The following is a 19855-nucleotide window of genomic DNA, read 5'->3' as shown; positions in this document are numbered from 1 at the left end:
AGAAGACGCCGCCCGGCTGAACGCTTTGTTCAAGCAAAAGTCGCCCATGAGCCAAATGGCGTTTGGGGCGGCTTACGGCATCGGAAACCAGAGCATGGTTTCCCAATACCTCCTGGGGCGGCGCCCATTGAACATCGAGGCCGCGAAGAAGTTTGCCGAAGGACTGAACTGCGCCATAGATGAATTCAGCCCCACACTGGCAGCTCGGATCGCTGAGGCTTCTGGCAGGGTCGCCATGAGGGAGGGGAAAGAGATTGACCCAGAACTTGACCCTGGATTGGTTCCGGTCCGTCAGGTCGTCTTCAAGATTTCTGCCGGTATCTCCGGCTTCTCGGTGGAATTTTCGGAGGAAGATGCGGAAGAGCCGCTGTTTCTCCCCCGCAATTGGATCGAGCGCCGAGATCTAGACCCCTCCAGGCTCTACGCCACGAGAGTCAACGGCAACAGCATGTCGCCGCGGATCCTCGACGGCGACGTGATCGTCGTTGACACGGCGAACACAAGCCGAGAAAAGGACGCCATTGTGGCCGTTAATCACGAAGGCGAACTGACCGTGAAGCGGCTGAAATATGAGCATCGGCGCTGGTGGCTCATGTCAGACAATGCCGACCAGAAGACCTATCCGCCGGTGCCGTGCGGCGACGGGACTTGTCTATTGGGGCGCGTGGTGCATTTGCATCGGGAGCTATGATAATTCGGGGACACAATTGCCCCAACATATCTAGAAAGATATAATGGCCAGCCTAGTCATCGAGCGCGCCGCTGAAGAAGACCTTGACCTGATGTGGGAGTCTGGCGATCCCATCGCGGAGCGGGCTGTAGCGTCGATTGAAATTTTGCTTGAGGAAATTGGGTGTGACGTCGATTTTCTCAGTCGAATGCACAGCCCCAATGTTCGGTGGTTGGGCGAGCCATCCGCGGATACCGACCGTATCGTCAAACTTTGGCGCGATGGATACAACATATTGCGCCTCAAGGCCTGGGACCAGGGGGCACTTATCCCGTATCGTATTTTGTATGCATACGACCCCAGGTACGACTGCTTCCACGTGCTAGGCATCGTTCATCGAGAACACTGCTATGAAATCGACCATCCGCGAGTTAAGCGAATCATCGCTGACTATCATTCCCTTGGGATTCCAACTTACTGAGTCCGATGGCGTCACAACCACCGGTTGGGCGTATTGTGCTCACAAGGTTGTTTTTTCCAAGGGGCGCCAAAGCACACACTCCGGCGCTGGCCGCCTAATAGGCGACGTCGTACGACGTCACTCCGAGAACCCCCGCCGGAAGGAAGCTCTCATCGCCGCCAGAAGGCGACTCGGCAGTGAGTTAGCGGGCAAGGAAGGCGCCGAAACCATCACCAGCCTACGCCTGCGGAGGGGGTTAACGCAGTCCGAATTGGCCGCGCTCATTGATCAGCAGCAGCCGTATGTGGCTCGCCTTGAACGAGAGCGCCAGGACCTCAGGGGAAGCACGCTAAAAAAATTGGCGGCCGCGCTGGGGGTTTCTGTCGAGCAGATCCTGTCGTTGACTCAGCCTGTAGATGAATAACATGGGACCGGTCGTATTTTGTTTGTTCTGCGACAGCGTCCGAAGGGAGATAGGCGGGACCATGTCGTTGGTCGGGGTTTACCAAGACCAGGTGATCGCCGAGGGCTTCCCGTTGCGCCTCCCGAGATTGACCGCCTTCGTTTCTATACATGACAGCGACGGGAAGTTCGCAGACGGCGTGCAATTTGAGATCTTCCGGACCGATAACGAAGACGTTATCGCGGACGTCTATAGTGCCCCGATTGATCCCGAGAGCATTGATTCCCCGCTCAACGGGAGGGACACGCCCCCCAGAGGAGTCGCGGTCCTTGAGATGCAGAACCTCGAATTTCAGGAACCGATGACATTGCGGATGCGGCTCAAATTCTCGGACGGCACGCATTGTCTTTCGCCGACAGTCTTGCGTATCCGGCAGCGGCCATCTGAGCGAGCAAACACGGCAGAATAGGTTTGCGCCAACTGCAGCATGAACTCAAGCCCGCATAGCGGGCTTTTGTTCATCGGCGCTTCGCTTCCGTCAGCGCCGCCCTCACTTCTTCCCGCACGACCTGCCGCACTGTTGGGAGGTCAAGACTAGCATTGGGGGACAGTGATCGCTCCAAACGCTCCAGGATCTCAGAATTCATAGAACGCCCATGCTTCGCCGCCAGTTCTTTCAAGCTGTCGCGCATGCCAGGTGGAAGGCGCAGCGTGAACTGATCCCACTCTTCTACTTTGCTCTTGCGAGGTCTTCCCATGGCGGGGCAGCGTACCCGCACAATGCTGGATTAAATAGCATCAGACTGATGCTACTTTTCCGCCCTGTTCCCCCCGTTGCCGCCCGCGTAACGGTGCTGCAATAGGACAGGAGACAGTGGGATTGCATCGAGCAGGAGGGAAGACGATGCAGGAGTCGGAGAGCATGACAGTAGCGGCCGAAGTTTCCCTTATGGGGCGCTGGCCCTACTTGGTAAGCATCGAAGTTCGCCCAGATGTTCACGGCGGCATCAGGCTGCCGGAGGATTCGCGGGCGCTGGAAGAATTGGCGGCAGACGGGCTAGCCACTCAAGGGGTCCTTGCCGCACTGAGACAATCTGCCAAGTGGCACCTCCGTTCAGGAATCGCCCTGCGCGCGTATTTGGACGGCGACCAGCATCTAGAGCTTCAGTTGGACCCGCATCGGGTCTCCCCTGGGGATCTGGCGGATCGCTGGACGTCCGTAATAGAACAAGTTCACCACCAAGTACTGCTTATGGCAGCAGAGCGCAGATCACCCAGACGCCATTCAAACCTTTCTCAACGTACCCTTGCGCCCTGCCGCCGCGGCGCATGTGACCAAGCAAGTTAGCCGCCTCTAAATCGCCAAGGCGCCGACCGGTCTCCGCCAGCTTTACGGCGACTCGGTCGCCACGCAGGGCGAAGTTAACGATAGCCCCGTCCCGCACCCCGGACAGCGCGTGTGCATCTGGCTCCGCCAAGAGCGCCACGATCTGCTCAGGCAACGTCACGCTTTCCATACTTTCCTCTTATCCAAGTGGATGAGGAAGTATGCCGCGCGCCCACCACAGATTCATTCGCCGCTGCGCCGTTACAAAATAAATAGCAGCATTGCTATTGACGTACGGTTAACAGCATTGCTACTATGCCCCTACGCACTCACCGAGTGCCCGGCGCTGGCCCCGCAAGACCAAAGGCCCGCAAGCCCAGAGCGTGAGAGTGGTGGAGAGCCACGAGGGAATGCCTAGCCGGAGCTGCAATCTGGTGGACGGTAAGACGGCGCAGATAGCGGAGAGCGCCCGACCCGACAGAGCCGCGGATGCGATCGCATCTGGATGCCCTCTCGATGAGAGCTGGCAGCTTCATGCGATCAACGCAGCACGAACCGGAGAAATGAACATGACCCGTATGCAAACCATCGCAGTACACGCGCTGTATCGCCTTCGCTGTTACCACATCAACGGCGGCATTGCGCGCGCCGAATACATGCGCCGCATGTCGCGCATCCAAGAACGGTTTTCGGCCTAACAGCCCTCTCCCCGGTTCGCCGGGGCAGCACTGAGGGGATTCAGGAGAGGGCGAGCAGTACGCGCAGGCGATGCGCACTATCAGCGAAGCGTTGACCGGTCGCGAGCTAACGCTGATTCAGGCTGGGAGTAACGAGGCCCCAGCGCGCTGGATTCGCACCCAGCCGCCCTCCCCTGAATCTCTTGCACAACGAAATGGAGAAGAAGAAATGGATATCAAGACATTGGAAGCCCTTGGCGTCAGCGTGGAAGACCTGAGCGACCGCATCGTGGACCAAGCCGTAGACGCGTTGCTTTCAAGTACAGGCTTCAACCCCGACACCGAAGAAGAAACGCGCTACGAAAGCCGCTTCAAGCGAGAAATCGAAGCGCGCATCCAGAAAGCGGTAGACGAGAAGATTGCTGCGTTGGCTGAGGTCCATTTGATACCCCGCGTTGGCGAGCTTATTGAAAGCGCCAACATGGTCAAGACGAACCAGTGGGGCGAGTCCAAATCGCCGCCCATGACGTTCAAGGAATACATCGCTCATCGCGCCGAGGTCTATATGAGCGAGGACGTGGATTTCCACGGAAAGTCCAAGCAGGAATGCAAAGACTCCTACAACTGGCGATCTTGCGGACCGCGCCTTACTGTCTTGATGCAAATGTACATCAGGGACACCTTGGAAAAGCACGCCAAGGCAGCGGTCAATGACGTCAACAAGGCAATAGCAAAGAACATCGAGAAGGCGGCGAAGGATGCAATCACGGCTGCTGCCGCTGCGGTCAAGGTCCAGGCTACCGCCTAACCCCCAGAGATACGGAGAAGAACGATGGACTTCCAGAAGCTGACTCAGGATGCCAAGGTCGCGCGCGTCAAAGCAGAGGCGGCATCAGTGGCAATCGAAGACGGCGGCACATGCAATCTCGATGCCGCTTTCTTCCCGCTGAAACGTTATGAGAGTGGGACAAAGCTGGTTGACGCCCTCCGCGCGGCTGGGCTCAGTGCTGGAGTGTCGCGGTGGCTGGGCCGCGGGGTGATGGTATCGCCGCCCGGATATGGGCAAGCCGACAAGCGCGCTACTGCGAACAAGACGTTTATCGATCACATGCGGTCATGTGGCTACAACGTGATCGGCTACTACCAGATGGACTGATAAGGAGCCATCCATGTCTATCCCCCCCGACTTCACCCGCCGAGTGCAGGAGAACCCGCAGATTGCGGTCTACATGGCAATGCGCATCGAGTCCATGCGAATCGCCGCTCAGGACATGATCCACCAGTTGGACGATATGAAGCGCATTTGCAGCGGCATCCATTACACCGAACTAGCCCGCCAAGCCGCAGAGTCGGTGCGGTGCGTGCCGGGGATGGAATCATGAGCGCCCTCCCCACCTTCAAAGAGCCTGACGTAATCAGCGCTACGGCAGATGAAGCCATGGAAGTGCTGCGCTGCCCGTCCGCCTGGGATGCTGACCACCATGACCTGATGTGGTGGACAGCCAGGATCGACGATGCCGGATTCTTCGACCGCCTGGACACGTTTGCCAAGGCAGAACTGCTCCACGCGCTGGCGAAGGATAACTCTCACTGGACCGCCGACATGCGCAAGCGCCTTGAGGCTGTCATTGAACAGGAGATAGCGACGTGACGCTCTTTCTTATCTTAGGCGGCGTGCTGACGTGGGTCGAAGTTGAGAAGTGCGTGCTGATCGCCCTGGCAGCCATCGCAATAGCAAAGGCTGGCGACGAGATAGCCCGGCTCCATCGCTGCGCCGACCCATACATGGGAGATAGCCATGGACACTGACCTGCAACTCACTCCCCACTACGTGCTTTTCAAGGGTGAAGGGACGGACGATCTGGAAGTGATGATCGAGTTCGAGACGGATGAATACCAGGGCAAGAAGTACCCGGTATACGCCGTCAAGAAGGTCCGCACCAAATCCGGCGAGTGGGTGGAAGTCTGCGACTCCCTCACCTATCAAAGCATGAGGGCGTACTGGAAGTCATTCCAGGCAGAACAAGAAGAAGACCGTGCCGAGACGATCCAGCACCGGAGGGCGGCATGAGCGATATGAAGAAACACGGCTGGAAGCTGATCGTAGTCCTCGCCTGCTACCTGCTGGCTTCGCATTGGGACTACGAGGACTCGCAGCGGATCCAGCATCAAGTGAATTGGGCTCGGGTGGCCCATAGATGAGGCCAGAAGACTACTTCCTCCCAGGATCGCCCGACCTGTTCCTGCGCGGACGGAGGGGCGAAGAAATAGCAATCGTAGAGCAATCAGGAGCAATCAATGAGCATAGTCACGATGGTATTGGGCGAGTCCGGTACAGGGAAATCGGCCAGCCTACGCAACCTAGACCCGGCAGACACCCTGTTGATCCAGGCGGTGAAAAAGCCGCTCCCGTTCCGCTCTGGCAACTGGAAGCGCTTTGACAAAGAAGCGTGCCCTGAGGGGAACATTTTCCAGACGGATGCGGCGGCGAACATCATCGCCCTGATGCAGCGCACGCGCCGAAAAGTGATTGTTGTTGACGACTTCCAGTACGTCATGGCGAACGAGTTCATGCGCCGCACAGACGAACGAGGGTTCGACAAGTTCACTGAAATTGGGAAGAACGCTTGGGACATTCTGAACGCCGCGGCATCCCTCCAAGAAGATGTGCGCGTCTACCTGCTTTCCCACGTAGAGACAACCGAATCTGGACGCACGAAGATTAAGACCATCGGGAAGATGTTGGACGAGAAGATCACCCTCGAAGGCATGGTGACCATTGTCTTACGCACCGTGATCCGAGACGGGCAATACCTGTTCGCCACCCGGAACAACGGGAGCGACACCACGAAAACCCCGATGGGGCTATTTGAGCAAGACCTGATCGATAACGATCTTGCCGCAGTTGACCAAGCAATCTTTGACTACTACCACGCAACCGTTGAGGAATAAGCATGTACGCACTCGATCCCACCGCCGCCAAAGCCGCAGAATCTACTGGCAACCGAATCACCGAGAAGGGCAAATACAAGGGCAAGTTCACCCGCGCCCAACACATCATTTCCGACAAGGGAACCTACGGTATTGACTTTGATTTCGTGACTGAATCCGGCCAGAAGGCGCGGTTCGCCATCTATACGCAGCGCGGCGACGGAACCCAGGTATACGGATACAAGCAGCTGTCCGCCATCATGGCTTGCCTATCGCTTCGACAACTGGCAGACCCCAAGGATACGCCCGCAAAAATCTACGACTTCGATGCTGGGAAGGAGATTGAGGCTGTAGTGCCTCAGTTCACCGAACTCCTGGGCAAACCTATTGGCCTCTTGTTCTCCATGGAGGAGTACAAGGCGGACAAATGGCGCCCCATTCTGGCCGGAGTCTTTCAAGCGTCAACGGAACTAGTCGCGTCCGAGATTCTGGATCGAAAAACGACGCCAGAGCAGCTTCCCAAGATGGTGCAAGCGTTGCGTGACAAGCCTCTGAAGACATCCGGCACGTCATCCATCGAAGCGGGGAACCGTGCCGCGGCAGAAGCGGCCTCGGATGACCTCACCGACATACCTTTCTGATCTGGAGCCGACATGAGCAACATCACCCTCTACGAGATCGCGCGTGAGTACCGTGCCGACCTCGAAAAGCTGGCCGAGCTGGATCTGGACGAAAAAGCCTTCGCCGACACCCTGGAGAGCCTGGGGGGTGAGCTGCAGGTGAAGGCGCAGAACACAATCGCCTTCACGCAGCATCTTGAGGCTGTCGCAGCGAGCATTAAGGAAGCCGAGCAGAAGATGGCGCACCGTCGGCGCGTCATAGAAAAGAAGGTGGAGCGGATCAAGAGCTACGTTCTCCAAGTCATGCAGGCGAACGATATTCAGCGCATCGAATGCCCGCATTTCGTCCTGTCCATCGCCAAGAATCCGCCCTCTGTCCTTATCGAGGATGAGCGGCAGATTCCACAAGACTACTTCACAAGCCCCCCGCCTCCGCCTCCCCAGATCGACAAAACACTCATTAAGAAGGCGATCCAAGATGGATTTGAGGTGCCCGGCGCGAAGCTGACCCAGGGTTATCGACTGAACATCAAGTAAGGAGCCAGCGATGCAACACCACTACTGGATTATTGAGCGCCATACCTCCGCAGGCTGGCAGCCACTTCTGACTTGCTTTACCCGGTCTGAGGCGCGGGACAAAAAGAAGAAGTTGTCGTGGCAGACCCGCATCCGCAAGTTCATCGCTGCGTGAGGAATCATGACCACCCAAAACCATACGACATCCCCCAGTCCCGAAAAACTGCTGGCGATCGCACGGCACTTGACGGAAGACAGCGACGGAATCGAGCAATCGCTGTGTGATGAAGTCGCGGCGTGGCTCGAAAAGGTCGCAGCCCAGCCCCAGCAGCCGGCCGGGTGGAGGGATATCGAGACGGCACCGAGGGATGGGACGCCGCTCATGCTCTTCGCGCGCCATATCAACGCGGAGGCGAGCACACGGGTAGTCGGCTATTGGCTGGACCAAACTGGCTGGATCGCGCAGTGCTATATGGGGCAGACTCACGCGCGTCTTGTCCCCTCCTTGTGGCAACCGCTTCCGCCATTTCCTGGCGCCCACCCATCGCAGCAGGAGGACGATGTACGGGACGCGGCTCTACGCGAGCGCGTGCGCGATGCCATTGCGGCAGCGATAGGCGGTAGTGCATATGACTGCGGTCGCGTCTGGTCCGCCTGGAGCGTCGGCACCATGGGCGAGGACGATTTCTTCCCGATAGTCGATCAGGACGAACGCCTGGACGAAATCACGGATGCAGCCATCGCCGCCATGTCGGATAGCGCTGGGGAGGGCGGGAAGAATGGCAATTGATATTTTGTGGTTCCTGGTATCTCTTCTAGCCGCGGGAATGTTCGGATTCCTGGTGGGTTATGCGTATGGCGCCTACGCAGCGGAGGTTCGCAAATGACCCCCGCTGACAAGCCAGACCTGCCGCCGAAGCGACCCGCAGGCGTCGACGAAACCATGGAGGATCTGCGCAGCGCGTTCATCGACGTAACGCTCCACGCGCAACGTGCCATCACGCTATGCGAGTACATCGAACTGCTGGAGCGGGAGGTCGCCGACGAGCGGCGCAAGGCGTTCGAGCTGGCCGCCGCCGAAGCCGAACATTGGCAGACGATCAGCACAACGCCAGGGCATGCGTGCGGGCAATACATCGCCGCCGCTATCCGCGCCCTGATCGACAAGGAGCCGACGAAGTGACGGACGAAGAATTCGACGACCGGGTAACGTTCAGCGCCCCATTACCGGTGCCATACCTGCATGAATGTTTGGCCTATGACGCCGAAACCGGAAAGCTGTCCTGGAAGGAACGTCCCAGAGCGCACTTCAAAAATGACCGCTCGCACATAGCATGGAATAGGCGATGGGCCGGTTCCGCTGCTGGCTCCCTGAACGGGAATGGGTACTTAACCATCCGCCTCAATGGTGCGCATTTCAAAGCTCATAGGGCTATCTGGGCGATGACTCATGGAGAGTGGCCCACACAAATTATTGACCACATAAATCGCACCAAGACCGACAACCGACTGACGAATCTCCGCTTGGCGACGCACTCGTTGAATATCCGAAATGCGGACATACGGGCGAACAACAGGAGCGGATACGTCGGAATCAGCATGCAAGAAAACCGCTGGAAAGCTCAGATCCAGATCAACGGGGAAAGCTATCACCTGGGCCTATATCCAACGCTCCGTGAGGCCAACGCAGCGCGCCAAGGGGCTCTACACGTCCTAGAGAAAAGGGGTGAAACGTATGACCAACGATGAAAGCGCCAAGCTGGGCGGCATGCCGGCGGAGAGCCGAGCTGCATTTGAGGCTGCTGCTGAAGCTGCTGGTAAGCCCCGCGCACTCGTTGACTGGAAACTGCCTATAGGGCGCTACGCCGATGACGCTGTAGAGTTTGCGTGGCAGGTATGGCTGCGCTCCCGCATCCTGCCCGCCGCCAGCGAGGCTGGGGCGGTGCCGATGGGGTATGCCACGGAATCGAAGCCGGGGTTCACCGCTGCTTACTTTGATGCGGCCATCATGCCGCCCGGCACGCCTGTCTACGCCGCCGCTCCCGCGCAGCCCGAGAAGCAAGCGGGGCATGAACTTTCCGTTTCGTTGACCGGGGCCGAACTTGCCGCCGCGCTTGATTACGTTGCGCCAGACCGTGACCCGGATCAAATGGAGGCTGTTGCGGTCATCCGATACGGCGACGGACATAGCGGTCGGGGATATTACTGCTGGCTCGATGACTGCCCGGAAGAAGGATCGATATTGCTTGGTGGCGAGATCGCCGCCCCGCCCGCACCCATTCAGCAAGCCGGGTCGGATGTGCAACTCGTGCCGACCTATGTAGTCGATGCCCTGAAAGCGTGGACTGGCAGCGAGCCGTCTGTATCCGCTCTGGCGCGTGCCGTAGACCGCTGGCTGGACCCTGGTGCGGAATGGGAGCATGACCGGCCGGATGATGTCGCACCGGCGGCGCAGGGCGATGAGCCTGCATGGCGCACCCCTGGCGGAATCCCGCGTTTTAAGAGTCGCGACACTTACACCGCACCGGCTGCACAATGCGTCGCGTGCGAAGGCAAGCCGAGCGGCGATAACGTCCCGTGCGCAGTATGTGGAGCACCGGCTGCACAGGGGGATGGCGATGGACGATAAGCACCTGCTGGAGTTGGCGGCGAAGCTAAAACCGTGTCCCTTCTGCGGATCGCCTGGCGCCCTGGAGCATGCCTCCGGTTCGTGGGGATACTACCCTGGCAAGTGGTGGGTGAAATGTCCATCCTGCGGGGTCAGTGGCAAAGGCTTCGAAGACGAGAAGTGGGAGTCCGGCAAGGGCACGACCAATATATCGGCGCAGGCAAAGGGCGATGCCATCGCCTGGTGGAACCGCCGCGCCAGTCCCGCGCAGCAGGCCGGCGGGTTCTCGCCATCGGACGACCCCAAGACCCGCGCCAGCACTGGCTCTGAGGGTGGCGGGATTGCGCAGCAGGGCGCGCCGACGGATGCGGAGCTGATCGGCATTGCCGTTGATGAGTTCGATATCGACTACGACCGCATGCCCTATAGCGTGGTCAAGTTCGCCCGCCGCGTTCTCGCCCGCTACGCCCCCGCCCAGGACGCCGAGCCGATAGCCTGGGAGTCAACCACACCTGTCTATTTCAAGTACATCACGGACAGCCAATATCGCAAATTCAGCGCCAAAGTGCGCGCATGGTACCGCCCCTATCGCTGCGCGACCTGCGCCAAGGACGCCGAGCGGGTGAAGGATGCCGCATTGCACCCGAACCACCTGTTGGATTTGCGGTACATCCTGGCCGTTCTGGAGCGTCTATCGAAAGCGGCGCCCAAGGATAGCGAGCTGTCGGCCGCGGTCACGGGCATGCGCTACGTCGTCAGCCGCACCGAAGACACCGCCCGCGCCCAGCGTGCCGGAGAGGAGGCGTCATGAGCCAGATGCTGAACTACGACCCGGCAGACCCGGACAAGATGAACCTTCCTGCCGGGACCACTTGCGGCGATTGCGCCCATATCTATCGTTGCAAAACGATCTTCGGCCACACCGAAACAGACACGCGCTGCGACTGGTCGCCGTCTCGGTTCTATCGCGCCCAGCGCGCCGGAAAGGAGAAAGAATAATGGACATCGTGAAGTTCGGCCCCGGCGAGACCTGCACGGCGGCGCTTACCATGCCTTCCGACCAAGTTTCGAGCGAACATTTCGGACCGGCCATCTGCATCGGCTTCTACAACGACCAGGAAATTTGGATAAGCGCCGGCGATGCGCGCATTAACGTGCCGGCCTATTGTTTGGAGCGCTTCATCAAGGAACTGCGCCGGGCTGCCAAGATGGCGAAGGAGCAGAGCGATGAATGACCGCATGCTGCTGGAGGCCGCGGCGCGGGCTGCGGGGATCGTCGGAACGTACGACGAGCCAATCCCCGGCATATGCGGCATCTATGAGCCCGTCATTGGTGGCGCTGACTGCCCGTGGAACCCGCTTGCCAACGACGGCCAAGCGCTCAGGCTGGCTGTGAAGCTGCATATCCAAATCAGCATCTACAAAGAAAGCGCCACCGTATGGGCGCACACGCCTGAGCTACTTGGATATGGCTCCGGCGGCTGTCCCTCATACCAGGCACATTCCCTGATCTCGGAGCCGTTCGGAGGCGACCCGAACGCCGCCACCCGCCGCGCCATCGTACGCGCTGCCGCTGCAATGGGATCGAAATCAAATCGGAGCTAGACGATGCTGACCGCTGAACAGTTATTGAAGATAGAGCAGGACGCGCAGAAGGCTACGCCGGGACCGTGGAGGTTCGAGTATTGCCACGAAGGGCCGAGTTGCTGGTGCGGCATGGTGGGATGCGACTCCAAAGAGCACGGTGTGTCCAGCTCGGGTAGCTTGACGCAACCCGATGCGCGCCACATCGCCAACTGCGACCCTCAGACCGTCATGGAACTGGTGAAGATGGCGCGGAGGTATCTGTGGCTGAGGGATGCGCCGTCGGAAGTCCCGGTAGTCGGCCTTGATGTTGCATTCTGGGAAGACTGTTCGGGAGAGGCCATACGTGGGGAGGCGTTGGATCAAGCCATCGACTCCGCCATCAACTCGCAGCGCAAGGAAGGGGGTGAGGGGTGAGCGACTTTGAGACCTTGGTCTATTTCGGATTCTGGGCCTTCGTCATTTGGGTCATATTCAGGACAAGGCCTTGACCAGCACCATACAGCGCATCTTAGAGACGACTAGGAAGGATTGGACGATGGAACACGAATTCATCACCCACAAGGAAATTGCCGAACGGCTGCACCTGAACGCCGCGCATGTCCGGGATCGTCTGACCAAGCGGCCAGACTTCCCGCGGCCTTTCGTTTTCGGAGGCGCCCGCAGGTGGAAGGCACAGGAAGTCGATCTATGGATAGAAGGCCAGCAGCAGCGCAGGGATGGGCGCAGGTCTACCCAAGTTGCTTAGCGATGTCAGCCGCGCTCTCGCGATAATAGATAAGGAGGCTACGGGGATCGCGGTGGCCCACCATCCGGGCAAGCTGCAGAATGTCCAGCTTCTTTGAAAGCCGGGTTAAGGCAGTCGCCCGGGCGTCGTGGAAAGTGGCGTCGGTAATCCCGGCCACTTCCTTGGCGTTGCGGAAATGAATATCGCGGGATTGGTGGCTGATCGTGAATACCCGCGTGTCGTCTAGCCCCTTCACGGCGTCAAAGAGTTGCACCGCCCGCTTGGATAGGGGGACGGCCCTCTTGTCGCCGTTCTTCGTCTTGTCAAGGTGGACGACTTGGTGTTTCAAGTCCACCTGCGGCCATTCGAGCGAGACGATCTCCCCGGACCGCATGGCGGTTTCTAGGGACAGAAGAAAAACAATAGCAGTCTGCTGGCGAGGGTTGACCGCCTTCGCCCCCTCTTCCCAGGTCAGGCACGCCACCAAGCGGTCTATCTCGGCCTGGGTATAAATCCGGTCCCGATGGCGCCCCTCTGGCGGTTTCGCCACGTCGGGCCACGGGTCCACCTTCAAATTACGCCACTCTCGTCTGGCGTATCCCCATGCCGTCCGCAGCAGTGCTATATCGCGCCGGACGGACACCCCCTGGACCACTTCCAAGCGCCTATCCCGCCACGCCGCCAAGTCCTTCGGGGTTATGGTGTGGATGAGCTTGTCGCACAGGTCCGGCTCCTCCTTCAGAAACCGATCTATCCGCACCCGCTCCCAGCGGTGCCCCTTGTTCTTCGGCGAAACCTCGTCCCGGTACTTCTCAAGCACCTTGGAAAGCTTCGCCGGAATTACGCCAGTCTCCTTGCTTTCGGCAAGTTCTAGCTCGCGCTTAGCCGCCCATTCCTGGGCTTCGCGCTTCGTTGGGAAAGTAGCGCTGTCACGCACCCCACCCTTGTAAACCTCTGCGCGCCACATGTCGCCGCGCTTCCTGAACGATGCCATTCCGACCCCTGGCGTAATTTCTGGCGTGGATTTGGCGTAGGAAAGTAGGCGAAATTGCAGGCGTGTGTCAATTCTGCGGGGGTTCGTAAAAAGAAAAGGCACTCGAAAGTGCCTATGTAGTGGGTCATTGTTGGCGTTACGCCAAATCAATGATGGGTGTTAGTTGGTGCGAAGGAGGGGACTCGAACCCCTACACCTGTTACGGCGTCAGGACCTAAACCTGGTGCGTCTACCAATTTCGCCACCTTCGCAAGCCGAGCCCGTTATTGTAGCTTGCTTGTTAAAATTCCGCGCCATGAACCCCCGCCTAGATGTCCTACACCCCTACCCCTTCGAGAAGCTGCGCCGGCTGATGGCGGAGGCCGGCACGCCGCCGAGCGGGTTGAGCCCCATCAACCTGTCCATCGGCGAACCGAAGCACGAAACCCCGGCGAGAATTGCGCAGGCCATGATCCAGGCTTTGCCCGGCGGACTGGCGTCGTATCCCGCCACCAAAGGCGAAGCCCGGCTGCGGGAAGTGATCGCCCTTTGGCTGGGGAAGCGCTACGGCATCCCTGCCCCGGATCCCGAGACCCAGGTGCTTCCCGTACTGGGCTCTCGCGAAGCTCTGTTCGCCTTCGCTCAGGTGGTGATCGACCCCACGGGCGACGATGTGGTGATCTGCCCCAACCCGTTCTACCAGATCTATGAAGGCGCGAGCCTGCTGGCAGGCGCGCAGACGTACTTCGTGAACGCGGATCCCGAGCGCAATTTCGGCCCCGACTGGAGCCAGGTGCCGGAAGCCGTGTGGCGCAAAACGCGCATGGTGTATGTCTGCTCGCCGGGCAACCCGGCGGGCAACGTCATGTCCCTGGAGGACTGGCGCGAAATCCTCGAGCTGAGCGATCGCTACGGCTTCATCATCGCGTCCGACGAGTGCTATTCCGAAATCTACCTGAATGAATCCCATCCGCCGCTCGGCGGGCTGCAGGCCGCCCATGCCCTGGGCCGCCATGATTACCGCAACCTGGTGGTGTTCTCCAGCCTGTCCAAGCGGTCGAATGTGCCGGGTATGCGCTCCGGCTTCGTGGCGGGAGACGCCGCGCTCGTCGGTCGTTTCCTCCTGTACCGCACCTACCACGGCGGCGCGATGAGCCCGGTCGTGTCGGCCGCCAGCATCGCCGCCTGGACCGACGAGACCCATGTGCGCGAGAACCGGCGTCTGTATCGGGAAAAGTTCGACGCCGTTGTCCCTATACTCCAGCGGGCGTTGGATATCGCCCGGCCGGCGGCATCCTTCTATCTTTGGGTCGCCACGCCGGTGCCGGATACCGATTTCGCCCGCAACCTGTACGCGCAGACGGCTGTCACGGTGTTGCCGGGCAGCTATCTGGCGCGCGAGGCGCACGGCCAGAACCCCGGCCGCAATCGCGTCCGCATGGCCCTGGTTGCGCCCCTCGCGCAATGCGTCGATGCCGCCGAACGCATCGCCGACTTCGTCAAATCTTCCGTTTAACCCCTTCACCATCTACGACCATGACCCTCGACCTCCAAACCACCATCGAACAAGCCTGGGAAGCCAGGGCCTCCCTGACGCCGACCGATGCCAGCGCCGAAGTCCGCGAAGCGGTCGAGCACACCATCGACGCCCTGGATACCGGGCGCCTGCGCGTGGCCGACAAATCCACCGGTGAGTGGGTCGTGCATCAGTGGATCAAGAAGGCGGTGCTGCTGTCGTTCCGTCTGCAGGACAACGCCGTCATGGGCCAGGCGCCGCTGCAGTTCTATGACAAGGTGCCGCTGAAGTTCGCCGAATACGGCAACGCGGCGTTCCAGCATGGGGGCTATCGGGTCGTGCCCCCCGCCGTCGCACGTCGGGGCGCCTACATTGCCCGCAATGTCGTGCTGATGCCGTCCTACGTGAACCTGGGCGCCTATGTCGACGAGGGCACCATGGTGGACACCTGGGCCACGGTCGGTTCGTGCGCGCAAATCGGCAAGAACGTGCACCTGTCGGGCGGCGTGGGCATCGGCGGGGTGCTGGAGCCCTTGCAGGCCAATCCCACGATCATTGAAGACAACTGCTTCATCGGCGCCCGTTCCGAAATCGTCGAGGGGGTGATCGTCGAAGAAAATTCGGTGCTTTCCATGGGTGTATACCTGTCGCAAAGCACCAAGATTTTCGACCGCGCGACCGGCAAGATCAGCTACGGCCGCATTCCCTCCGGATCGGTGGTGGTGCCCGGCTCGTTGCCCTCCGCAGACGGCTCGCACAGCCTGTATTGCGCGGTCATCGTCAAGCGGGTCGACGCGCAGACGCGCGCCAAGACCAGCATCAACGACCTGCTGAGGGCGTAATGGGCGAATCCGCCGTACTCGATCTGGTCAAGGATCTCATCGCTCGCCCATCCGTCACGCCTGAAGATGCCGACTGCCAGCAGATGCTGGCGGCTCGCCTTGCGCGCATCGGTTTCCGTTGCGAAACCATGGCGTTCAACGGGGTGACGAATCTGTGGGCGCGGCGCGGCACGCAAGGCCCGCTGGTCGTATTTGCGGGCCACACCGATGTGGTGCCGCCCGGGCCGCGCGATAAATGGCAAAGCGATCCTTTCGTGCCGGTCGAGCGCGACGGATTTTTGTACGGCCGCGGCGCGGCCGACATGAAAAGCTCGATCGCGGCCTTCGTGGTTGCGGCGGAGGAGTTCGTGGCCGCGCATCCGGCACATGCCGGGTCCATCGCCTTGCTTTTGACGTCCGACGAGGAAGGCCCATCGGTGGATGGCACCGTGCGCGTGTGCGAACAGCTGCAGGCGCGTGGAGAGACGCTCGATTACTGCATCGTGGGAGAACCCACCTCCACCGAACGGCTTGGAGACGTGTGCAAGAATGGCCGGCGCGGATCGCTGTCCGGTCGTCTCACGGTGAAGGGCCTGCAGGGGCACGTCGCTTATCCGCATCTGGCCCGCAACGCCGTGCATGAAGTAGCGCCCGCGCTCGCCGAACTGGTCGCCATCGAATGGGACCGGGGCAACGAATACTTGCCGCCGACCACCTTCCAGATCTCCAACATGTCGGCAGGCACCGGCGCGACCAACGTTGTGCCGGGTGAAGCATCGATACTGTTCAATTTCCGCTTTTCCACGGCGAGCACGCCGGAGAGCCTGAAGGCCCGTGTGGCGGCCGTGCTGGACAAGCATGGCGTAGAGCACCACATCGATTGGGAACTGGGCGGTGAACCGTTCTTGACGCCGCGGGGCACGCTCAGCGCCGCCCTGAGCCATGCGATCCGGGAAGAAACCGGCCTGGACACCGAACTTTCCACGACCGGCGGCACATCCGACGGCCGTTTCCTGGCGAAGATCTGCGCCGAAGTCATCGAATTCGGCCCTTGCAACGCGACCATCCACAAGGTCAATGAGCGCATCGAACTGGATGCGCTGGTTCCTTTGAAAAACATCTATCGCCGCACGGTCGAAAACCTGCTGCTTTCCCCATGAGCCGGATCATGAGCGCCACCGATCGCCAAGAATTGCAGACCGTCCGGGATCTGGTGCGCTATGGCGTATCGCGCCTGAACGGCGCCAAGGTCGCCTTCGGACATGGCAGCGACAATGCGTGGGACGAGGCTGTCTACCTGGTGCTGCATGCGCTGCACCTGCCGCTGGACACGCTGGAGCCTTTCCTGGACGCCCGGGTATTGCCCGGTGAACGGGAGCAGGTGCTCGCCCTGATCGACCGCAGGGTCGGGGACCGCATGCCCGCGCCCTACCTCACCAACGAAGCGTGGCTGCGCGGCCGCCGCTTTTATGTGGACAACCGCGTCATCGTGCCGCGCTCGCCCATCGCCGAATTGCTGGACGATAGCCTGTCTCCGTGGGTCTCGAATCCCGAGACCGTCGAGTACGTGCTGGACATGTGCACCGGCTCCGGCTGTCTTGCCGTGCTGTCGGCCCTGGCGTTTCCATTCGCGCATGTGGATGGGGTTGACATATCGCCCAGCGCGCTGGAAGTCGCCATGCACAACGTGGAGGCCTACAACCTGCACGACCGCGTATCCCTGCATGCCGGCGACCTTTTCGAGAAGCTGCCGCCGCGGCAATACGATGTGATCGTGTGCAACCCGCCTTACGTCAACGCGGGCTCCATGGAAGCATTGCCGGAGGAATATCGCCACGAGCCTGCGCTCGCGCTGGCCGGCGGCGACGATGGCATGGATCTCGTACGGCGCATATTGAAAGACGCGCCGGCCTACCTGAAGCCGGGCGGCTTGCTGGTGCTGGAAATCGGGCACGAACGGCCGCATTTCGAAGCCGCATTCCCGAATCTGGAGCCCGTGTGGCTCGACTCGTCCGAGGCGTCGGATCAGATCGTGCTGTTGACCCGCGAGCAGTTGGCGCCGTGATACGAGGAACCGGCATCACCCTTCGCCGCGGAACCAAGGTTCTGCTGGACGGCGCCGATTTCGTGGTCAATCCGGGCGAACGGGTGGGTATCGTTGGCAAGAACGGCGCGGGCAAGTCTTCGCTGTTCGGACTATTGACCGGCGCCCTGGACCTGGACGCGGGCACCCTGACGATGCCCCCCGACTGGCGCATTGCCAGCGTGCAGCAGGAACTGCACGCCGACGACCGACCCGCGCGCGAGTTCGTCATCGACGGCGACGTGCCCTTGCGTGCGCTGCAGGCCAGGCGCGCCGGGCTGGCGGACAGCCAGGGCACCGAGATCGCCGAAACCGAGGCAGCGCTGATCGAAGCCGGCGCCTGGAGCGCACCGGCGCGTGCGGAGCAGTTGCTGGCGGGGCTGGGATTCAAACCCAGCGAGTGGACCCAGCCCGTCAACAGCTTCTCCGGGGGTTGGCGCATGCGTCTTGCCCTCGCTCGAGCGCTGATGGCGCCCTCGGACCTGCTGTTGCTGGACGAACCCACCAACCATCTGGATCTGGACGCCATGCTGTGGCTGGAGAAGTGGCTGGCGGCGTATCCGGGTACCGTTTTGCTGATCTCACACGACACCGAATTCTTGGACGCAGCGGCCAAGTCCATTCTGCATTTCGACCATGGCAAACTGGTGCGCTATCGCGGCGGCTACCAGGACTTTGTGATGCAGCGTGCGGAGCGGCTGCGCCAGACCCAGATTGCATGGGAAAGGCAAAACCGCGAGGCCGCCCGGCTGCAAAGCTTCATCGACCGCTTCAAGGCCAAGGCATCGAAGGCCAAGCAGGCGCAGAGCCGCGTCAAGGCATTGGCCCGGATGCAGTCCCTGGCGCCATTGCATGCCGAGGCCGGTATCGACATCCGCATCCCGTCGCCTGACCATATGCCGGACCCGCTGCTGGTGCTGGAAAACCTCTCCGCCGGCTATGTCGATGCAACCGGCACGCCGGTCGACATTCTGCGCAACGTCAACCTGATGGTGCGCGCGGGCAGCCGCGTCGGCATCCTGGGCGCCAACGGCGCCGGGAAAAGCACGCTGATCAAAACGCTTGCAGAAACGCTGCCCGTGCGAGCTGGGGAACGGCGCGCGTCCCGCGGCCTTTCCATCGGCTATTTCGCCCAGCACCAGCTCGATATGCTGGACACGGACGCCACACCGCTGATGCATCTTTCGCGCATCGCGCCGGACAGCCGCGAGCAGGATCTGCGCAATTACCTTGGCGGGTTCGGGTTTTCGGGGGATGCGGTTACGAGCAAGGTCGGACCTATGTCCGGCGGTGAGAAGGCGCGCCTGGCGCTCGCCCTGATCGTCTGGCAAAAGCCCAACCTGCTGCTGCTGGACGAGCCGAGCAACCATCTGGATGTGGAAACGCGGGAGGCATTGGCTGCCGCACTGGCGGAGTTCGCGGGCAGCATGCTGCTGGTTTCACACGATCGGCACCTGTTGCGCACGACGGTGGACAACTTCTGGATCGTGGCGGACGGCACCGTGCACGAATTCGACGGCGACCTGGAGGACTATCGCGACTGGCTCGCCGCGCGCAGCGCGGACGAAAAAGCGGAGGCACGCGCCAACGCTGCGACGCCCGACACCCCACCCCCGGTGGATCGCAAGCAGCAACGCCGCCAGGAAGCCGAGCTGCGCCAACGCATGGCGGCAGCGCGCAAGCCCTTGGAAGCCAAGCTGTCGAAAGTCGATGCCGAAATGGAAAAGGCGCGCGCGCGGCTGCAGTCGCTGGACGCTGCCATTGCCGATGCCGACTTGTACTCCGATGCCCGACGCGCCGAACGGCAACAGGTCATGACGGAGCATGGGGAACTTACCAAGCGCCTGGGCGAACTGGAAGAACAGTGGTTCGCCCTGCAGGAAGCGATCGAGGCCGCCGAAAAAGACGCGGCATCGGCCGCGACATAGCGCAGCCCGCG

General features: G+C 60.8%; 34 protein-coding genes and 1 tRNA gene. 30 read left to right on the top strand and 5 right to left on the bottom strand.

Annotated elements, in window-relative coordinates:
- The first annotated feature begins 46 nt into the window (after window positions 1-46).
- The 4 genes from CAL13_RS08750 to CAL13_RS21690 are packed head-to-tail and all read left to right on the top strand — an operon-like array spanning window position 47 to window position 2002.
- A complete protein-coding gene (locus CAL13_RS08750) occupies window positions 47-691 on the top strand; it encodes a LexA family transcriptional regulator (RefSeq protein WP_157664830.1) in 645 nt (214 codons plus the stop codon).
- 43 nt (window positions 692-734) lie between these two features.
- Entirely contained in the window at window positions 735-1151 is a 417-nt protein-coding gene (locus CAL13_RS21315; protein ID WP_198297934.1) for a hypothetical protein, read from the top strand.
- Window positions 1081-1554, top strand: coding sequence for a helix-turn-helix transcriptional regulator (locus tag CAL13_RS08745; RefSeq protein ID WP_086072114.1), 474 nt, complete (start codon window positions 1081-1083; stop codon window positions 1552-1554). Before CAL13_RS21315 ends, CAL13_RS08745 begins: the two co-directional genes overlap by 71 nt.
- Window positions 1547-2002 carry a DUF6941 family protein gene (locus CAL13_RS21690; protein ID WP_420042420.1) on the top strand — a complete coding sequence of 152 codons (456 nt, stop codon included), beginning with the start codon at window positions 1547-1549 and terminating at the stop codon, window positions 2000-2002. Before CAL13_RS08745 ends, CAL13_RS21690 begins: the two co-directional genes overlap by 8 nt.
- Before the next feature lie 49 nt (window positions 2003-2051).
- On the opposite strand, the gene CAL13_RS21685 is transcribed toward CAL13_RS21690, so the two are convergent.
- Together CAL13_RS21685 and CAL13_RS08730 are read right to left on the bottom strand one after the other, a co-directional pair.
- A complete protein-coding gene (locus tag CAL13_RS21685; protein WP_086072112.1) occupies window positions 2052-2291 on the bottom strand; it encodes an Arc family DNA-binding protein in 240 nt (79 codons plus the stop codon).
- A gap of 492 nt (window positions 2292-2783) precedes the next feature.
- A complete protein-coding gene (locus CAL13_RS08730) occupies window positions 2784-3050 on the bottom strand; it encodes a hypothetical protein (protein ID WP_086072111.1) in 267 nt (88 codons plus the stop codon).
- 244 nt (window positions 3051-3294) lie between these two features.
- Here CAL13_RS08730 and CAL13_RS21190 point away from each other — a divergent pair, with 244 nt between their 5' ends.
- The 5 genes from CAL13_RS21190 to CAL13_RS08710 all read left to right on the top strand — a co-directional run bounded on the left by CAL13_RS21190 (window position 3295) and on the right by CAL13_RS08710 (window position 5188).
- Complete coding sequence (locus tag CAL13_RS21190; protein WP_157664829.1) at window positions 3295-3558, top strand: hypothetical protein; 264 nt, start codon at window positions 3295-3297, stop codon at window positions 3556-3558.
- A 70-nt stretch (window positions 3559-3628) separates the two neighbouring features.
- Window positions 3629-4345, top strand: a complete 717-nt coding sequence (locus CAL13_RS08725) for a hypothetical protein (protein WP_157664828.1) — start codon at window positions 3629-3631, stop codon at window positions 4343-4345.
- Between the two features lie 24 nt (window positions 4346-4369).
- Window positions 4370-4693: a hypothetical protein gene (locus tag CAL13_RS08720; protein ID WP_086072109.1), complete on the top strand. Its 324-nt coding sequence runs from the start codon at window positions 4370-4372 to the stop codon at window positions 4691-4693.
- A gap of 13 nt (window positions 4694-4706) precedes the next feature.
- Window positions 4707-4919: a hypothetical protein gene (locus CAL13_RS08715; RefSeq protein ID WP_086072108.1), complete on the top strand. Its 213-nt coding sequence runs from the start codon at window positions 4707-4709 to the stop codon at window positions 4917-4919.
- Window positions 4916-5188, top strand: a complete 273-nt coding sequence (locus tag CAL13_RS08710) for a hypothetical protein (protein WP_086056564.1) — start codon at window positions 4916-4918, stop codon at window positions 5186-5188. Before CAL13_RS08715 ends, CAL13_RS08710 begins: the two co-directional genes overlap by 4 nt.
- A gap of 14 nt (window positions 5189-5202) precedes the next feature.
- On the opposite strand, the gene CAL13_RS21590 is transcribed toward CAL13_RS08710, so the two are convergent.
- Window positions 5203-5337 (bottom strand): hypothetical protein, encoded by a 135-nt coding sequence (locus CAL13_RS21590; RefSeq protein ID WP_269768195.1) that lies wholly within the window; start codon window positions 5335-5337, stop codon window positions 5203-5205.
- Between CAL13_RS21590 and CAL13_RS08705 the strand changes: the two genes are divergently transcribed.
- The 16 genes from CAL13_RS08705 to CAL13_RS08650 all read left to right on the top strand — a co-directional run bounded on the left by CAL13_RS08705 (window position 5336) and on the right by CAL13_RS08650 (window position 12544).
- Window positions 5336-5608 (top strand): hypothetical protein, encoded by a 273-nt coding sequence (locus CAL13_RS08705; protein ID WP_086072107.1) that lies wholly within the window; start codon window positions 5336-5338, stop codon window positions 5606-5608. The two genes, CAL13_RS21590 and CAL13_RS08705, sit on opposite strands and share 2 nt — an antisense overlap.
- Window positions 5605-5739: a hypothetical protein gene (locus CAL13_RS21585; RefSeq protein ID WP_269768194.1), complete on the top strand. Its 135-nt coding sequence runs from the start codon at window positions 5605-5607 to the stop codon at window positions 5737-5739. Before CAL13_RS08705 ends, CAL13_RS21585 begins: the two co-directional genes overlap by 4 nt.
- 96 nt (window positions 5740-5835) lie before the next feature.
- On the top strand, window positions 5836-6489 hold the full coding sequence (locus CAL13_RS08700) for an AAA family ATPase (protein ID WP_086072106.1): 654 nt from the start codon (window positions 5836-5838) through the stop codon (window positions 6487-6489).
- Between the two features lie 2 nt (window positions 6490-6491).
- Window positions 6492-7109: a hypothetical protein gene (locus tag CAL13_RS08695; RefSeq protein WP_086072105.1), complete on the top strand. Its 618-nt coding sequence runs from the start codon at window positions 6492-6494 to the stop codon at window positions 7107-7109.
- A gap of 12 nt (window positions 7110-7121) precedes the next feature.
- Window positions 7122-7625 carry a siphovirus Gp157 family protein gene (locus CAL13_RS08690; RefSeq protein WP_086072104.1) on the top strand — a complete coding sequence of 168 codons (504 nt, stop codon included), beginning with the start codon at window positions 7122-7124 and terminating at the stop codon, window positions 7623-7625.
- A gap of 10 nt (window positions 7626-7635) precedes the next feature.
- Window positions 7636-7779, top strand: a complete 144-nt coding sequence (locus CAL13_RS21185) for a hypothetical protein (RefSeq protein ID WP_157664827.1) — start codon at window positions 7636-7638, stop codon at window positions 7777-7779.
- 6 nt (window positions 7780-7785) lie between these two features.
- The gene (locus CAL13_RS08685) at window positions 7786-8394 is read left to right on the top strand and encodes a hypothetical protein (protein WP_086072103.1); all 609 of its coding nucleotides are present in this window, start codon (window positions 7786-7788) and stop codon (window positions 8392-8394) included.
- 93 nt (window positions 8395-8487) lie between these two features.
- A complete protein-coding gene (locus CAL13_RS21180; RefSeq protein WP_157664826.1) occupies window positions 8488-8787 on the top strand; it encodes a hypothetical protein in 300 nt (99 codons plus the stop codon).
- A gap of 260 nt (window positions 8788-9047) precedes the next feature.
- Window positions 9048-9353, top strand: coding sequence for an HNH endonuclease (locus CAL13_RS21680; RefSeq protein ID WP_420042441.1), 306 nt, complete (start codon window positions 9048-9050; stop codon window positions 9351-9353).
- Window positions 9340-10233, top strand: coding sequence for a hypothetical protein (locus tag CAL13_RS21310; RefSeq protein ID WP_198297933.1), 894 nt, complete (start codon window positions 9340-9342; stop codon window positions 10231-10233). The genes CAL13_RS21680 and CAL13_RS21310 overlap by 14 nt, the downstream gene beginning before the upstream one ends.
- Window positions 10223-11023, top strand: coding sequence for a Lar family restriction alleviation protein (locus CAL13_RS08675; RefSeq protein ID WP_198297932.1), 801 nt, complete (start codon window positions 10223-10225; stop codon window positions 11021-11023). The genes CAL13_RS21310 and CAL13_RS08675 overlap by 11 nt, the downstream gene beginning before the upstream one ends.
- Window positions 11020-11211 carry a hypothetical protein gene (locus CAL13_RS08670; protein WP_086072100.1) on the top strand — a complete coding sequence of 64 codons (192 nt, stop codon included), beginning with the start codon at window positions 11020-11022 and terminating at the stop codon, window positions 11209-11211. The genes CAL13_RS08675 and CAL13_RS08670 overlap by 4 nt, the downstream gene beginning before the upstream one ends.
- Window positions 11211-11447: a hypothetical protein gene (locus CAL13_RS08665; protein ID WP_086072099.1), complete on the top strand. Its 237-nt coding sequence runs from the start codon at window positions 11211-11213 to the stop codon at window positions 11445-11447. Before CAL13_RS08670 ends, CAL13_RS08665 begins: the two co-directional genes overlap by 1 nt.
- On the top strand, window positions 11440-11817 hold the full coding sequence (locus CAL13_RS08660; RefSeq protein WP_086072098.1) for a hypothetical protein: 378 nt from the start codon (window positions 11440-11442) through the stop codon (window positions 11815-11817). The genes CAL13_RS08665 and CAL13_RS08660 overlap by 8 nt, the downstream gene beginning before the upstream one ends.
- Before the next feature lie 3 nt (window positions 11818-11820).
- A complete protein-coding gene (locus CAL13_RS08655; protein ID WP_086072097.1) occupies window positions 11821-12213 on the top strand; it encodes a hypothetical protein in 393 nt (130 codons plus the stop codon).
- Between the two features lie 121 nt (window positions 12214-12334).
- The gene (locus CAL13_RS08650; RefSeq protein ID WP_086073568.1) at window positions 12335-12544 is read left to right on the top strand and encodes a helix-turn-helix transcriptional regulator; all 210 of its coding nucleotides are present in this window, start codon (window positions 12335-12337) and stop codon (window positions 12542-12544) included.
- Here CAL13_RS08650 and CAL13_RS08645 read toward each other — a convergent pair.
- Together CAL13_RS08645 and CAL13_RS08640 are read right to left on the bottom strand one after the other, a co-directional pair.
- Window positions 12528-13517: a tyrosine-type recombinase/integrase gene (locus CAL13_RS08645; RefSeq protein WP_086072096.1), complete on the bottom strand. Its 990-nt coding sequence runs from the start codon at window positions 13515-13517 to the stop codon at window positions 12528-12530. The genes CAL13_RS08650 and CAL13_RS08645 overlap by 17 nt on opposite strands.
- A 164-nt stretch (window positions 13518-13681) precedes the next feature.
- A tRNA-Leu gene (locus CAL13_RS08640) sits at window positions 13682-13768 on the bottom strand.
- A 44-nt stretch (window positions 13769-13812) separates the two neighbouring features.
- Between CAL13_RS08640 and dapC the strand changes: the two genes are divergently transcribed.
- From dapC to CAL13_RS08615, 5 genes are read left to right on the top strand one after another with little or no spacing between them, the layout of a single operon-like run.
- Window positions 13813-15012, top strand: a complete 1200-nt coding sequence (gene dapC, locus CAL13_RS08635) for a succinyldiaminopimelate transaminase (RefSeq protein ID WP_086072095.1) — start codon at window positions 13813-13815, stop codon at window positions 15010-15012.
- Between the two features lie 20 nt (window positions 15013-15032).
- The gene (gene dapD / locus CAL13_RS08630) at window positions 15033-15854 is read left to right on the top strand and encodes a 2,3,4,5-tetrahydropyridine-2,6-dicarboxylate N-succinyltransferase (protein ID WP_086057040.1); all 822 of its coding nucleotides are present in this window, start codon (window positions 15033-15035) and stop codon (window positions 15852-15854) included.
- Window positions 15854-16993: a succinyl-diaminopimelate desuccinylase gene (dapE, locus tag CAL13_RS08625; protein WP_086072094.1), complete on the top strand. Its 1140-nt coding sequence runs from the start codon at window positions 15854-15856 to the stop codon at window positions 16991-16993. The genes dapD and dapE overlap by 1 nt, the downstream gene beginning before the upstream one ends.
- A gap of 8 nt (window positions 16994-17001) precedes the next feature.
- The gene (gene prmB, locus CAL13_RS08620) at window positions 17002-17898 is read left to right on the top strand and encodes a 50S ribosomal protein L3 N(5)-glutamine methyltransferase (RefSeq protein ID WP_086059343.1); all 897 of its coding nucleotides are present in this window, start codon (window positions 17002-17004) and stop codon (window positions 17896-17898) included.
- On the top strand, window positions 17895-19844 hold the full coding sequence (locus CAL13_RS08615; RefSeq protein ID WP_086072093.1) for an ABC-F family ATP-binding cassette domain-containing protein: 1950 nt from the start codon (window positions 17895-17897) through the stop codon (window positions 19842-19844). The genes prmB and CAL13_RS08615 overlap by 4 nt, the downstream gene beginning before the upstream one ends.
- Window positions 19845-19855: the final 11 nt, after the last annotated feature.

Origin of the sequence: Bordetella genomosp. 9 (assembly GCF_002119725.1) — a bacterium.
Lineage (GTDB): Bacteria > Pseudomonadota > Gammaproteobacteria > Burkholderiales > Burkholderiaceae_B > Bordetella_C.
Note: the sequence above shows the minus strand (reverse complement) of the source record. Positions and strands in the feature narration are given on the sequence as shown.

Coding starts and splice junctions, on each gene's coding strand:
- CAL13_RS08720 (WP_086072109.1), top strand. CDS start 4,370: ATGGACTTCCAGAAGCTGACTCAGGATGCCAAGGTCGCGCGCGTCAAA.
- CAL13_RS08700 (WP_086072106.1), top strand. CDS start 5,836: ATGAGCATAGTCACGATGGTATTGGGCGAGTCCGGTACAGGGAAATCG.
- CAL13_RS08685 (WP_086072103.1), top strand. CDS start 7,786: ATGACCACCCAAAACCATACGACATCCCCCAGTCCCGAAAAACTGCTG.
- CAL13_RS21680 (WP_420042441.1), top strand. CDS start 9,048: ATGACTCATGGAGAGTGGCCCACACAAATTATTGACCACATAAATCGC.
- CAL13_RS08730 (WP_086072111.1), bottom strand. CDS start 3,050: ATGGAAAGCGTGACGTTGCCTGAGCAGATCGTGGCGCTCTTGGCGGAG.
- CAL13_RS21315 (WP_198297934.1), top strand. CDS start 735: ATGGCCAGCCTAGTCATCGAGCGCGCCGCTGAAGAAGACCTTGACCTG.
- CAL13_RS08750 (WP_157664830.1), top strand. CDS start 47: ATGAGCCAAATGGCGTTTGGGGCGGCTTACGGCATCGGAAACCAGAGC.
- CAL13_RS21690 (WP_420042420.1), top strand. CDS start 1,547: ATGAATAACATGGGACCGGTCGTATTTTGTTTGTTCTGCGACAGCGTC.
- CAL13_RS08655 (WP_086072097.1), top strand. CDS start 11,821: ATGCTGACCGCTGAACAGTTATTGAAGATAGAGCAGGACGCGCAGAAG.
- CAL13_RS21310 (WP_198297933.1), top strand. CDS start 9,340: ATGACCAACGATGAAAGCGCCAAGCTGGGCGGCATGCCGGCGGAGAGC.
- CAL13_RS21180 (WP_157664826.1), top strand. CDS start 8,488: ATGACCCCCGCTGACAAGCCAGACCTGCCGCCGAAGCGACCCGCAGGC.
- dapE (WP_086072094.1), top strand. CDS start 15,854: ATGGGCGAATCCGCCGTACTCGATCTGGTCAAGGATCTCATCGCTCGC.
- CAL13_RS08710 (WP_086056564.1), top strand. CDS start 4,916: ATGAGCGCCCTCCCCACCTTCAAAGAGCCTGACGTAATCAGCGCTACG.
- CAL13_RS08705 (WP_086072107.1), top strand. CDS start 5,336: ATGGACACTGACCTGCAACTCACTCCCCACTACGTGCTTTTCAAGGGT.
- CAL13_RS08650 (WP_086073568.1), top strand. CDS start 12,335: ATGGAACACGAATTCATCACCCACAAGGAAATTGCCGAACGGCTGCAC.
- CAL13_RS08660 (WP_086072098.1), top strand. CDS start 11,440: ATGAATGACCGCATGCTGCTGGAGGCCGCGGCGCGGGCTGCGGGGATC.
- CAL13_RS08670 (WP_086072100.1), top strand. CDS start 11,020: ATGAGCCAGATGCTGAACTACGACCCGGCAGACCCGGACAAGATGAAC.
- CAL13_RS08715 (WP_086072108.1), top strand. CDS start 4,707: ATGTCTATCCCCCCCGACTTCACCCGCCGAGTGCAGGAGAACCCGCAG.
- CAL13_RS08695 (WP_086072105.1), top strand. CDS start 6,492: ATGTACGCACTCGATCCCACCGCCGCCAAAGCCGCAGAATCTACTGGC.
- dapD (WP_086057040.1), top strand. CDS start 15,033: ATGACCCTCGACCTCCAAACCACCATCGAACAAGCCTGGGAAGCCAGG.
- CAL13_RS08745 (WP_086072114.1), top strand. CDS start 1,081: ATGAAATCGACCATCCGCGAGTTAAGCGAATCATCGCTGACTATCATT.
- CAL13_RS08690 (WP_086072104.1), top strand. CDS start 7,122: ATGAGCAACATCACCCTCTACGAGATCGCGCGTGAGTACCGTGCCGAC.
- CAL13_RS21185 (WP_157664827.1), top strand. CDS start 7,636: ATGCAACACCACTACTGGATTATTGAGCGCCATACCTCCGCAGGCTGG.
- CAL13_RS08675 (WP_198297932.1), top strand. CDS start 10,223: ATGGACGATAAGCACCTGCTGGAGTTGGCGGCGAAGCTAAAACCGTGT.
- CAL13_RS08725 (WP_157664828.1), top strand. CDS start 3,629: ATGCGCACTATCAGCGAAGCGTTGACCGGTCGCGAGCTAACGCTGATT.
- CAL13_RS21590 (WP_269768195.1), bottom strand. CDS start 5,337: ATGGCTATCTCCCATGTATGGGTCGGCGCAGCGATGGAGCCGGGCTAT.
- dapC (WP_086072095.1), top strand. CDS start 13,813: ATGAACCCCCGCCTAGATGTCCTACACCCCTACCCCTTCGAGAAGCTG.
- CAL13_RS21685 (WP_086072112.1), bottom strand. CDS start 2,291: ATGGGAAGACCTCGCAAGAGCAAAGTAGAAGAGTGGGATCAGTTCACG.
- CAL13_RS08645 (WP_086072096.1), bottom strand. CDS start 13,517: ATGGCATCGTTCAGGAAGCGCGGCGACATGTGGCGCGCAGAGGTTTAC.
- CAL13_RS08665 (WP_086072099.1), top strand. CDS start 11,211: ATGGACATCGTGAAGTTCGGCCCCGGCGAGACCTGCACGGCGGCGCTT.
- CAL13_RS21585 (WP_269768194.1), top strand. CDS start 5,605: ATGAGCGATATGAAGAAACACGGCTGGAAGCTGATCGTAGTCCTCGCC.
- prmB (WP_086059343.1), top strand. CDS start 17,002: ATGAGCGCCACCGATCGCCAAGAATTGCAGACCGTCCGGGATCTGGTG.